Here is a 12,908-nt window from a genome sequence, read left to right on the forward strand (position 1 = left end):
AGTGTTCACTATTTTGATTATAATGCGCAGCAATAAAAATGAGGAGCGCCTATTTTGTTAGTCTTATTGCGTATTGTCGCGATGGCATTATTTATTGTTGTAAGTGGTCTTTTTGGGTTGTTGATGTGTTTGGTGAGGCCTTTTCACCGTAACAACGTTCACGTTATTGCCAGTTGGTTTGGCAAAATGTCACGTGTACTCGGGGTAAAGCTAGAAATTACACGCCACCCTGATAGCGAACAAGCAGGGCCTGCTATTTACGTTGCTAATCACCAGAATAACTATGATTTATTCACACTCCCTGCGGCGGTGCCAAAGAGTACGGTTAGCATGGGTAAAGAGAGCCTTAAGTGGATCCCCTTCTTTGGTCAAATGTATTGGCTATCAGGCAATATATTAATTAATAGAACCAACCGTTCTAAAGCAATGGGTACTTTGGGCAAGTCAGCAGATAAAATTAAACAGCAAGGCTTATCGGTATGGATGTTCCCAGAGGGAACACGTAGCTATGGTCGTGGGCTATTGCCTTTTAAAACAGGTGCATTTCATACAGCAATGAATGCCGACGTACCGGTGATCCCTGTGTGTATGAATACCACACATAATTGTATTAAGCTAAACCGATGGGACAATGGTACAATATATATTGATATGCTAGCGCCGGTTTACCTTGATAAAGAAACCAGCGCTCGAGACCATGCTGGTGCAGTTCAGACGTTGATGCGTGATAGAATTGTAGAGCTTGATGCGAAAATGAGAGAGAAAAATGGAAAACTGGCGCGAAATTAGCGAAGAGATTGTTGAATCATTACTTGAAGATGGTTCATCAACAGACACATTGTATGAAGTTGAGCATCACTTTGTTTGCGAAGATTTCGATAAATTAGAAGGTGCGGCATTGGCTGCATTTAAACTCGGTTATGACGTAGAAGAGCCTGCGGAGCTGGAGCTTGAAGACGGTGGCAAGATATGGGGCTTTGACGTTGTCGTTGAAGTTGAGTTGGATGCTGACGTTATTATGGAAGATGTTGATAAGTTAGCAGCGTTAGCCGTTGAACATAATATTGAATACGATGGCTGGGGTACGTACTTTCAAGAGTAAGTATGTTTTCAATTGAGCATTGCTAAAAAAAGGAAGCGGCTGCTTCCTTTTTTTGGTTTGTTAATTCATTCCTAATTAATAGCCTCAGTTAAGCACCGTGAATTGAGGTGTATTCTTGCTTTATTTACTACGAAAAAGATATTAAATATTGTGCGTATTATAGACTTTTTATAGCAAAAAGTGCTATTAATCACTTTTCCTATTTAATAGTGTATTAAACCTAATATGCGGGTAACGCTTCCTATATCAGAACTTCTGCCAGGTATGTTTGTTGACAGTGTTAACAAGCAGCGCAGCGATGCCGGTATTAAAATCAAATCACGTGGTATGGTCAGAGATCAAGCCATTATTGCCAAGCTTCTTTCTGAAGGGGTATTAGAGCTTAATATTGACTTTGCACAAAGTGATATTGAGATCCCTGAAAAGTACCAATTAAAGGAAGTTGAACGCTCAGCCCCAGAACCCACACCTATTGCCAGCTCTGTAGAAAAGCAGCCAACTGATAAGGTGATCTCAGAACCCGCTGTTAAGAAAGTCAGTAAGTTGATTGCGCCACAATCACTTGAGAAAGAATTTGAACGAGCCAGTCAGCATTTCGAAATGCACAATCGTAAAATTCAGTCTTTATATGGTGACATAACGGCGGGTGGAAAAGTTGATATTAGCTTGATCAGCGATGTTAGCAAAGAAATTGTGCAGTCGGTGCTACGTAATAGTAGTGCAATGGCGATACTGACTCGATTGAAAGACAAGGAGGGTTACAATTGGCGGCATATGATCAACTGTACCATTTTGATCAGTGTTTTTGCTAAGTATTTAGGATTGAAAAACTCAGTAATACAGCAATTGGCGATGGGCGCTATGTTGCATGATGTAGGGCACGCACGACTGCCACAAGGGATAATCAATAAAGAAGGTAAGCTGACAGCTTTGGAATATAAAGCGGTTAAAAAGCATGTTGTACAATCTTTGGGATTAGTAAAAGGTGAAAAAGGGATCACCCCGATTATGATGGATGTCATTATTAATCATCATGAACGGGTTGACGGCAGTGGCTATCCTAGAAGGTTGAGTGGGAGTAAAGTCAGTAAAGCCGCACGTATTATGGCTATTGTTGATGTATATGATGCGATCACATCGGATAGGCCTTACCAAATGAGTGAAGAGCCAGTTCATGCGCTTCGATACTTATTAGCGAACAAAGAGCAGTTTGATGCTGAGCTTGTGCAGCGGTTTATCAAATGTATGGGCGTACATCCTGTTGGAACCATTGTAAAGCTCACGAACGAGCGTTTGGCATTAGTCTTAGAGGGTAATAAACAGGCGCCGACGGCACCTAAGGTACGGGTTTTTTATAACACCAAGCATATGCATCATATTACCGCAAAAGAGCTTGATTTAAGTGATGAGGAGCAAGAGGTAAAAATTGTCGCCAGTGTGAGGCCATTAGATTATCAAATTAATTTATCCCGCCTGTTAAAAGATCATCTGTTGGTTTAGTTTGGTCGCACTGTTTGAGCTTTTGTTTTCGCGCTGACAGTATAGCCCCAGATAAACAACTACTCATTAATACTAACCACAAGTACGTTCCATTTTGTGCATGTAGCGCAATACAGCAGCACGCCAGTGCAAATAATGAAAATACTATAGACGCTAGCCAATAATGGTTTATTGGGTTGTCGCATTCCCCCGCGTGATTGCATGCACAGTAATTTGCCTTACAAAAACTAAATACACTGGCGCCTGAAAATAGCAGCGCTGCGACTACGAGTATTGCCATCGTTATCATTATTTAGTTCTCCATACTGAATCAAGCCTGTGCAAGTGTATACAAAGTTAAGTTGTTTCGTCAATACAAATAAGAATTAATATCAATTGGGGTGGTTAATAAGTCATCCGATCTGTTCCTATAATCATTTTCTTGGTGTTAAATTGTGCGATTAGATGGTTAAGATTCGTTAAGTTGCAGATCTTTGTTGTAAATTTAGGTAGTGTGTAGGCGATTAATAAGATGGCGGTTTAAGCCGGATTTACACATAGGATTGAGAATGACAGGATTTAAGAAAACTATATTGGCATCGAGTATGATGCTGTTATCTGGACAAGCATTTGCAGCGGCATTTCAATTAGCTGAGCAGAGTGTGTCAGGTCTAGGGCGTGCATATGCCGGTGAAGCTTCGGTGGCTGATGATGCGTCGGTTGTGGCACGTAACCCAGCATTGATGAGTCAGTTTAAAGGGTCACAAGTGAGTGTGGCTGCAATGTATGTTAAACCTGATGTTAGCTTGTTAGGAACTTCGACCAATAATGGCTTGAGCCCATCTGTGCTTGATAGTGACAGTATTGCGCCAAGTGCGATCGTACCCGCTGCATTTTATACGACAGATCTAGGAAATGATTGGTATGTTGGTGTTGGCTCATATTCCCAGTTTGGGCTTGCAACCGAATTTGCAGCCGATTATGCACCTGGTCAGCTTGCTGGCGAAACTGAGATTGTCACGATTAACACCAAATTAAGTGTTGCTTATCAGGTTAATGATGCTTTGACAGTTGCATTGGGCTTAAACCATGTCTACGCAGATGCAAAAATTTTGCGTACTTTTGGCGCATCACCAACGGCGATACCTGCTGCAACAGAGGCCGTTAATTTAGAAGGGGATGATCATGCTTATGGTTGGGATGTGGGTGTTAGTTATCAGTTAGACAAACATAATCGTTTTGGTGTGCATTATAGAAGTGAAACGGATGTGCGTTTTGAAGGCGAGTTTAGTAACCAGTTGCCAGCGGGTGCACCGTTTTATGGAACGCAAGGTCAAGCGCTGCCAGGCTTTGTTGAACTGACTTTACCTGCGATTGCTGAAGTATCTGGCTCTCATCACATTAATAAGCAAACGGCTTTGCATTACAGCGTTGTATGGACTGGCTGGAGTAGTTTTAAAACCTTAGCGGCGCAAGTTGAAGGGCGTGGCACCGTGTTCAGTAAAGATGAAAACTTCTCTAACTCGCTGCGTTACGCTGTTGGTGGGGATTACCAATATAACGAACATTTAAAGTTACGTGCTGGTATTGCTTATGATGAATCTCCGGCTGATCAGCATCATATGTCAATTTCTATTCCTGATACGGATAGAACCTGGTTTTCATTTGGTGGTGAATATCAATTAACAGCCAAGAGCAGTGTTGATATTGGGGTGAGTATATTACGCGGCAAAACACAGAACTTTGTAGAATCAGATAACCTAGGTCAACAGTGGGGTTTTGAATCGAAAGGGCACGCGACGGTCTTAGGTGTTCAGTACAACATGCACTTTTAATTAGCGCTTTGTTAAAAAGAAAAGGGCAGTATTCACTGCCCTTTTTTTATTAAATTTAAGAATACAAAACGGTGGTTTTATAAACTTTCAATTTTGGTTTTTTGCTCTAACAGCTTACTTTTAGCATCAGAAAATTCAGCAAGCTTTTCTTTCTCTTTCGCCAACACAGCTTCAGGTGCATTATTTACAAACTTTTCATTCGCAAGTTTCTTTTCCACTTGCGCTAGGCCTTTTTCGGCTTTTTCAAGTTGTTTTGCAATACGTGCAAGTTCAGCTTCAACATCGATAAGGCCAGCCATCGGGATTAATATCTCTAGGTTACCAACAAATGCAGTTGCACACGCAGGGGCATCATCTGTATTTTCAAGTACGGTAAACTCTTCAAGCTTTGCAAGCGCACTTAAGAATGCTTTGTTTTGTTCTAAGCGACGCAAATCTTCAGTATCTACTTTGGCCAGTAGAACACTTAATGGTTTGTTTGGACTAATGTCCATTTCACCACGAATGTTACGAATGGCCAGGATGAACTGTTTCACCCATTCTAAGTCAGACATCGCTTGCGCATCGACTTGGCTTGCATCAAATTCAGGGAAGCTTTGTAGCATGATGGTATTTGCTTCAATACCGGCCAGTGGTGCAACACGTTTCCAGATAGTTTCTGTAATGTATGGCATGAGTGGGTGCATTAAGCGCAGTAAACCTTCCAAGACGGTGATCAATGCATGGCGTGTACCACGTTGCTGAGCTTCATTACCTTTAAACAGAACCGGTTTTGTGAGCTCTAAATACCAATCGCAGAATTGGTTCCATGTAAACTCATAAATGGTATTGGCAGCAAGGTCAAAACGGTAATTATCAAGGTGCTCAGTAAACGTTTGTACGGTATTTTGGAATTGACCCAAAATCCAGCGGTCGGCTAATGAGTATTCTTTTTCACCACCACTAAAACCACAGTCTTGCTCTTCGGTGTTCATTAACACGTAGCGGCTGGCATTCCACAACTTATTACAGAAATTACGATACCCTTCTAAACGGTTCATATCCCAATTAATATCACGGCCAGTTGATGCCATTGCCGCAAGGGTAAAGCGTAGCGCATCAGTACCGTGTGGCTCGATGCCATCGGCAAAGGTCTTACGGGTTGTTTTCTCAACTTTCGCAGCGACTTTTTCTTGCATTAAGTTACTGGTGCGTTTGGTCACTAGGCTTTCTAAGTCAATGCCATCGATCATATCAAGCGGATCGAGTACGTTACCTTTCGACTTTGACATTTTATCGCCATTTTCATCGCGAATAAGGCCAGTAACATAAACCGTTTTAAATGGTACTTGTGGTTTGCCATCGTCATCTTTAACAAAGTGCATGGTCATCATGATCATGCGGGCGACCCAGAAGAAAATAATATCAAAGCCAGTGACGAGTGTATCTGATGGGTGGAAGACTTTTAAATCATCAGTATTTTGTGGCCAACCTTGGGTAGAGAAAGTCCATAAAGCAGATGAGAACCACGTATCAAGTACGTCTTCGTCTTGAGTTAGTATTACTTCGTCAGCAATATTATTGTCACGGCGAACTTCTGCTTCATCACGACCAACAAACACGTTACCTTCTGCATCGTACCAAGCTGGGATACGGTGGCCCCACCAAAGTTGTCGTGAAATACACCAATCTTGTACGTCGTTCATCCAAGAGAAGTACATGTTCTCGTATTGCTTAGGTACAAATTGAATGTCACCATTTTTTACCGCATCTTTTGCAGGTTCAGCAAGCGGTGCAACACGTACATACCATTGATCAGTAAGCAGTGGCTCAATCACAACCCCTGAACGGTCGCCGTAAGGAACGGTTAGACTGTGATCGTCAATTTTTTCAAGTAAGCCTGCTTCTTCAAATTCAGCGATGATCTGCTTACGTGCATCAAAGCGGTCAAGCCCATGGAAACGTTCAGGGATTGGCGCATCTAGTTCAAGTTCTTTGCCATCAAATGTATAGCCTTCACCCGCGCTTAATACCGCTGCATCTTTATTAAAGACGTTGATCATAGGTAGCTGATGACGCTTACCTACTTCATTATCATTGAAGTCATGCGCTGGTGTGATTTTCACACACCCTGTGCCTTTTTCCATATCAGCATGTTCATCAGCCACAATAGTAATACGGCGATTCACAATTGGCAGCAAAATATCTTTGCCGACTAAGTTTTGGTAACGTTCATCATCAGGGTTAACCGCCACACCAGTATCACCAAGCATGGTTTCAGGACGTGTGGTAGCGACAACAATGTAGTCTTTACCATCGTGGGTTTTAACACCATCAGCCAGCGGGTAACGTAAGTTCCACATGTGGCCTTGTTTGTCTTTGTTTTCAACTTCTAAATCAGAAATGGCAGTATGTAGTTTTGGATCCCAGTTTACTAGGCGCTTACCACGGTAGATCAAATCTTCTTTATGCAAGCGAACAAAGACTTCTTTTACTGCTTCAGATAAGCCATCGTCCATCGTAAAGCGTTCACGCTCCCAATCAACAGATGCGCCGAGACGGCGAAGTTGCTTGGTGATGGTGCCACCTGATTGCTCTTTCCATTCCCATATTTTGTTAATGAACTCATCGCGGCCTAGATCATGGCGAGTTTTACCTTCTTCGGCTGCGAGCTTACGTTCAACAACCATTTGCGTAGCAATACCTGCGTGGTCTGTACCGACTTGCCATAAAGTATTATTGCCTTGCATACGCTTGTAACGCGTTAGGGTATCCATGATGGTGTCTTGGAATGCATGGCCCATATGTAGGCTACCCGTGACATTTGGGGGTGGGATCATAATTGAATATGCGTCACCTTTGCCTGATGGCTTAAAGTAGCCATTTTCTTCCCAGTCTTGGTATAAAGACTGCTCTATATCTTGTGGATTATAGGTTTTATCCATTTCACAGAACCTTAATAAAATACTTTAATTTTCAATTTCTTTGGTAGAAATATTGGCACCAAACTGACGCAAACGTTTAAATCGCTCGCGAGCGGCTTGCTTGGCATTTTGTTCAGCGGGTACAAAATCGTACACCATACTGAAGCGTCTAATAAAATCAGGTAGATGAGTCGCTAAATTGATCAGTACCGTCCGTTTTCCTACGGGCGGTGTTTGACCTATTTCGACCGGAGCGCCGCCTTTTGGACCTTCACCTTGTAAATTGTGCGGTACAAAACTGTCGGGCTCAAAACACCATAAGTGTTCATCAATAACATGTGCATCATCAATCGAGTCTACATAAATAAATATGCGCTGCCCGGCACGATACTGTTTGGCTGCCGTTCGAGCGGCTAGATCAAAATGAGCCGGGCATGTTGCTCCCAGCTCATTGTCATGCTTTAACACATAAAACTGTGCATTGATGGTCATGGCGTTGGCTTAATCTTAGGCAATAAGTGATGTTTTATATCATCCTTTACTGCGTTCAAAATAAAGCCGCATTTTGACACAGAAAGCCCGCGTCATCAATCTAGCACGGTGCTTAATCCTGTTGTGCGTCGCTCACTTCAATACGGTTTAATAAGTATTGAGTTAACATCGGGACAGGACGACCTGTGGCGCCTTTGTTCTTGCCACTTTTCCACGCAGTTCCAGCAATATCTAAATGTGCCCAATTGTACTTTTTAGTAAACTTAGACAAGAAACATGCAGCTGTAATGGTGCCAGCGGCACGACCGCCCAAATTGGTGAAATCGGCAAATGGGCTGTCTAGTTGGTCTTGGTAATCATCCCACAGAGGTAATTGCCATGCTCTGTCGCCACTTTGTTCACCCGCTTTAAGTAAGTCGTGGGCGAGAGGGTTATGACTCGATAATAACCCGGTTGCATGCGCACCGAGGGCAACAATACAGGCACCTGTTAAGGTCGCAACGTCGATGACGATTTCGGGCTCAAACTTTTCAACGTAAGTCAGAGCATCACACAGTACCAAACGTCCTTCCGCATCGGTATTGAGCACTTCGACGGTTTGACCTGACATGGTGGTTAGTATGTCACCTGGGCGGTAGGCATTTGAGCTTGGCATGTTTTCGCACCCAGCAAGAATACCGATGACGTTTATTGGTAACTGCATTTCGACCAATGAGCGCATCAAACCAATAACGCCTGCGGCACCCCCCATATCGTACTTCATTTCATCCATGGCTTCGCCAGGCTTAAGTGAAATACCACCTGAGTCAAAGGTGAGGCCTTTACCGACAAAGATAATGGGCGCTTGATCTTCACTGCCGCCTTTATAGTGTATGACCGACATAACCGATTCATTTACACTGCCGCGGCCTACCGCTAAGTATGAATGCATACCTAGCTCTTCCATTTCTTTCTCGCCGATGAGATCCACAGAGACATTATTAAACTCTTCAAGCGTTTTGGCTTGCTCGCCTAAATAGCGAGGGTTACAAATATTAGGTGGCATATTGGCGACGTCTTTACATAGCTTAGCGCCTGAAGCAATGGCTAAACCATGCTCAATCGCTGTTTCGCCAATAGTCAGTTCACGTCTTGTGGGTACATTAAAAACGATTTTACGTAATGGGCGACGAAGATCTGTTTTTTTGCTTTTTAATTGATTGAATGTGTATAAACAATCTTGTGTTGTTTCTACCGCTTGGCGTACTTTCCAGTATGTATCGCGCCCTTTTACGTGCTGCTCAGTTAAGAAGCAGACCGCTTCCATTGAGCCGGTATCGTTAAGTGTATTGATGGTTTTAGAGATGATCTGTTTGTATTGCTTGTCATCAAGCTCACGCTCTTTACCGCAACCAACTAAGAGTACACGTTCACTTAGTACATTGGGTACATGGTGCAATAATAAAACTTGTCCGGGCTTCCCTTCTAAGTCGCCACGACGTAGTAAATTTGAGATGTAGCCATCACTGATTTTATCCAGCTGCTCACCGATTGGAGATAAGCGGCGCGGTTCATATACGCCAACTACGATGCACGCACTGCGTTGCTTTTCGGGGCTACCACTTTTAACGCTGAATTCCATTACGACTCCTGAGTCTATGTTATGTCTTTTTGAACTTTATATGTCTTCTGCAATCAATACCATAAATGCAGTATTATCTCTTGTGTGTCGGTATAATAATTAGGTTTGATGACATATAATAAAGTGACTAAAATAACCAGTTTACTCAAAATTTCCTACTATTCCAGTGAAACAAGACGTTTATAGGGGCAAGCATTGCTAATCTTTCGTTATTTAACTGCTGAGGTACTGAAATCGCAAGTTGCGGTGTTCCTCACATTAATGACCATTTTCGTATCTCAAAAGTTTGTGAGAATTTTAAGCGATGCGTCAGAAGGGGGCTTACCGTCACAAATGGTCGCGGCTTTTTTACTATTAAAATTGCCTCAATTAGCGGTCTATATTTTGCCTTTGAGTTTATTCTTGGGGATCATCTTAGCTTACAGCCGGGTTTACGCAGACAGTGAAATGACGGTGCTACGTGCGTGTGGTGTGAGTGAGTGGTATGTCGTTCGGGTTACACTTGTCTCTAGTGTATTGTTTGCACTCATTGCAGGTACGGTTAGCCTGTATGTTGCGCCTTGGGCCAGTGAAAAAGAGTATCAGCTTAAAGAGCAAGCGGACGCTGAGTCTGGTTTATCGGCATTACGTGCGGGACGTTTTCAGCAAACGGGCAATGAGAAGGCCGTAGTCTTTGTGCATAATATTATTGATCAAGGGCGTGAACTCAATAAAGTATTTGTGGCACAAATGCCAGATAAAGGATCAAATCAAGGTGCACGAATCGTCTACGCTCAAAAAGGACAAGTGATTGAACTTGAGTCAGGCGAGCAACAGCTGTTACTCGACCAAGGAAAGCGTTACGAAACCGATGGACTCAGTCAAGCACTCAACAAAACGGAGTTTGCGAGTTACCAAGTACAAATTCGTGAGCAAGAAATTGAACATCAGCGACGCAAGTTAGAAGCAATCCCTTCTTTGACCTTACTCGAAATGGATACACCTGAGGCGCTCGCGCAGTTTCAATTACGTCTATCAGTGCCTATTTCTATTATTTTACTGACATTAATGGCGGTGCCATTGAGTGTGGTTAATCCAAGGCAGGGAAAGTTTGCTAAGTTAGTACCTGCTATCTGCTTATATCTAGGGTATTTCATTTTACTAAATGCGGGTAAGTTTTTAGTGGCTGAAGGTAAAATTCCTGCGACCGTAGGGTTATGGTGGATCCATTTAAGTGCGCTGTTTATTGGGACTTATTTAATTGTGAAAGGGCGGCCGATGGGTGTGTGGATCAGATCGTTGTTTGCTAACAAGGAGCAACCAGCATGATGAAAACACTCGATTGGTATTTAGGTCGTAGTATTTTACAAACAACCGGTTTTGCACTGTTGGTATTTGTTGGGATCAATACTTTAATCAAATATATTGAACAGCTTAAGTCGGTTGGTCGAGGGAGTTATGACATGACAACTGCATTGCTATACACAGTGTATAGTATGCCTTCAGATATTGTGGTGTTTTTCCCTATGGCAGCGCTTATTGGTGGTTTAACAGGGCTTGGCGCCTTAGCTTCAAGCAGTGAGTTAGTGGTGATGCAAGCGGCAGGGATGTCTCGGTTACAAATTATAGGCTCAGTGATGAAAACCGCCATAGTACTTGCGGTGTGTATGATGGCATTGGGCGAATGGGGTGTACCTGAATCTGAGAAGCAAGCTAAGCAGCTCAGAAATAATGCCATTTATGGTGGGGAAGTCTTCAATGCACAAAAAGGCGTATGGGCCAAAGATGGCAATAACTTTATCAACATTGATAATATAGAAGCGTCAGGTGATTTAAAAGATGTCAGTATTTATCACTTCAACACCTCTTTAGAGCTAGAGAAAATTACGCGAGTTGCCAAAGCGCAGAGTGTTCCACAAGGGTGGCAGTTTAGTGGTATTGAAGAGGTGAATATGGGCGAGTCGCATATTGTTACTGAATACAAAGAGTCGATGCTTTATACCTCACAATTAACCTCTGAAAAATTAGATGTGGTGTCTGTAGAGCCTGAGTCACTCTCATTCAGTGGGCTTTGGTCCTATTTATCGTATTTAGAGCAGAATGAACAAGACACAAGTACGTATGATTTAGCACTTTGGCGTAAAGTTATGCAGCCATTTACAATTGCCGTGATGTTGCTGGTGGCGCTCTCATTTATTTTTGGGCCACTGCGTTCGGTCAGTATGGGGGCGAGGATCATCATGGGCGTAGTGACAGGGTTAGTATTTCATTTAAGTAATGAAATATTTGGTCCTATCGTGATGGTTTACAATGTTCCAGCGGTGTTAGGTGCGGCCATGCCGAGTGTGCTCTTTATTGGTATTGCGAGTTATTTGCTACAGCGCAAGCAATAGCCAATGAAATTAAAAGGCGCGCAGCGCCTTTTAATACAAGCACGCTAGTTTTAATCTAAGCTGTTGTATACTTTTTTATTTTCTTCTTTAGTTAAAAAGACGACTTCGGTCCCGCAAATCATATCTTGCAGCGCGCGCTTTTGTTTAAAATCAATTAAGACCAATAAATTACCTAGTCCTAGCACTGCGGTTAAGCTACGTAGCATTGCTTTTGGCCAGCTGAGTAAAGCGCCATCTGGCGTTTGTACTTTAAGACGCCATGCTCGCATACCGATTGTTTGGCCACTTTTGGTCCAAAAGTAACTGAAAAAAAGCACACTGACTAACACCAATAAAATGGCTCGCAATCCATATAATAGTGATGAACCTTGGATAAGCGCTGACACATCTTCATATTTGCCAAGAGATAGCACGCCAAAAGAGATGAGGCTCTGAATAAAAAACAAATACATAATAGTGGTTAACATCGCAAATGCGATAACCACGAGGCCATCATACATTAATGATGCTAAACGACGTAAAAGGCCCGCTTTTGGAAAATCTGACATAACAATACTCGCAGTGTGGCAGAGGAAACAAAGTTGGGTCATTCTACACAAAGGTTTTACCAATGGCGAAACCTATTAGATTTACTGCAAATAAGTGCGTTTAATCGTGTATTTGTTGTTTAACATATCATTCTTGCACAAATGTTAAGCAGTTGATGCAAATAAGCAAAAAACAGCTTGCCGGGCGGGGTTATATTTGTATAATGCATGGCATAGAGACGAGGGCATACAAACAAAGCCTTAGCTCAAAGTGGTTTTTCTTTATTTTCTCTTGTTTTAGAAGATGAAAGAAAAATTATGCCAGTGTGATGGAATTGGTAGACATGACGGATTCAAAATCCGTTGCCTTCGGGCGTGGCGGTTCAAGTCCGCCCACTGGTACCACTTTTTATAGCCCGCTGATTTATCAGCGGGTTTTTTCTTGTCTGAATTTTGAGTATGCTCCCGCGCGCGAGCTTTATCTGCTTTTCTACACTCTACTCCTTTACTAGTCGTTGTACCTCGCCATCTCTTTCACCTGGCTGCTATCACGTATTTTACATTGTTTGGTATAAGG

General features: G+C 42.6%; 10 protein-coding genes and 1 tRNA gene. 7 read left to right on the forward strand and 4 right to left on the reverse strand.

Going from position 1 to position 12,908, the window contains the following annotated elements; all coding sequences use genetic code 11:
* Window positions 1-81 precede the first annotated feature (81 nt).
* The 4 genes from BGP78_RS09490 to BGP78_RS09510 all read left to right on the forward strand — a co-directional run bounded on the left by BGP78_RS09490 (window position 82) and on the right by BGP78_RS09510 (window position 4,416).
* Window positions 82-789 (forward strand): 1-acylglycerol-3-phosphate O-acyltransferase, encoded by a 708-nt coding sequence (locus BGP78_RS09490; RefSeq protein ID WP_404936040.1) that lies wholly within the window; start codon window positions 82-84, stop codon window positions 787-789.
* Window positions 767-1,102 carry a ribonuclease E inhibitor RraB gene (gene rraB / locus BGP78_RS09495; RefSeq protein WP_119861173.1) on the forward strand — a complete coding sequence of 112 codons (336 nt, stop codon included), beginning with the start codon at window positions 767-769 and terminating at the stop codon, window positions 1,100-1,102. The genes BGP78_RS09490 and rraB overlap by 23 nt, the downstream gene beginning before the upstream one ends.
* Before the next feature lie 225 nt (window positions 1,103-1,327).
* Entirely contained in the window at window positions 1,328-2,602 is a 1,275-nt protein-coding gene (locus BGP78_RS09500) for an HD domain-containing phosphohydrolase (protein ID WP_119861174.1), read from the forward strand.
* 548 nt (window positions 2,603-3,150) lie between these two features.
* A complete protein-coding gene (locus BGP78_RS09510) occupies window positions 3,151-4,416 on the forward strand; it encodes an outer membrane protein transport protein (RefSeq protein ID WP_119861175.1) in 1,266 nt (421 codons plus the stop codon).
* A gap of 77 nt (window positions 4,417-4,493) precedes the next feature.
* Here BGP78_RS09510 and BGP78_RS09515 read toward each other — a convergent pair whose 3' ends face one another.
* The 3 genes from BGP78_RS09515 to pepA all read right to left on the reverse strand — a co-directional run bounded on the left by BGP78_RS09515 (window position 4,494) and on the right by pepA (window position 9,432).
* Window positions 4,494-7,340, reverse strand: a complete 2,847-nt coding sequence (locus tag BGP78_RS09515; protein WP_119861176.1) for a valine--tRNA ligase — start codon at window positions 7,338-7,340, stop codon at window positions 4,494-4,496.
* A 24-nt stretch (window positions 7,341-7,364) separates the two neighbouring features.
* Window positions 7,365-7,811: a DNA polymerase III subunit chi gene (locus BGP78_RS09520; RefSeq protein WP_119861177.1), complete on the reverse strand. Its 447-nt coding sequence runs from the start codon at window positions 7,809-7,811 to the stop codon at window positions 7,365-7,367.
* A gap of 112 nt (window positions 7,812-7,923) precedes the next feature.
* Window positions 7,924-9,432 (reverse strand): leucyl aminopeptidase, encoded by a 1,509-nt coding sequence (gene pepA, locus BGP78_RS09525; RefSeq protein WP_119861178.1) that lies wholly within the window; start codon window positions 9,430-9,432, stop codon window positions 7,924-7,926.
* Window positions 9,433-9,627: 195 nt separating this feature from the next.
* Between pepA and lptF the strand changes: the two genes are divergently transcribed.
* Entirely contained in the window at window positions 9,628-10,740 is a 1,113-nt protein-coding gene (gene lptF / locus BGP78_RS09530; protein WP_119861179.1) for an LPS export ABC transporter permease LptF, read from the forward strand.
* The gene (gene lptG, locus BGP78_RS09535; protein WP_119861180.1) at window positions 10,737-11,804 is read left to right on the forward strand and encodes an LPS export ABC transporter permease LptG; all 1,068 of its coding nucleotides are present in this window, start codon (window positions 10,737-10,739) and stop codon (window positions 11,802-11,804) included. The genes lptF and lptG overlap by 4 nt, the downstream gene beginning before the upstream one ends.
* A gap of 50 nt (window positions 11,805-11,854) precedes the next feature.
* Here the strand turns inward: lptG and BGP78_RS09540 are convergent, their stop codons facing one another.
* Window positions 11,855-12,352, reverse strand: a complete 498-nt coding sequence (locus BGP78_RS09540; RefSeq protein WP_119861181.1) for an RDD family protein — start codon at window positions 12,350-12,352, stop codon at window positions 11,855-11,857.
* Window positions 12,353-12,651: 299 nt separating this feature from the next.
* Here BGP78_RS09540 and BGP78_RS09545 point away from each other — a divergent pair.
* Window positions 12,652-12,736: transfer RNA gene (locus BGP78_RS09545), tRNA-Leu, on the forward strand.
* Window positions 12,737-12,908 lie beyond the last annotated feature (172 nt).

The organism is Pseudoalteromonas sp. MSK9-3 (genome assembly GCF_003590335.1).
In the GTDB taxonomy this organism is placed as follows: Bacteria; Pseudomonadota; Gammaproteobacteria; order Enterobacterales; family Alteromonadaceae; genus Pseudoalteromonas.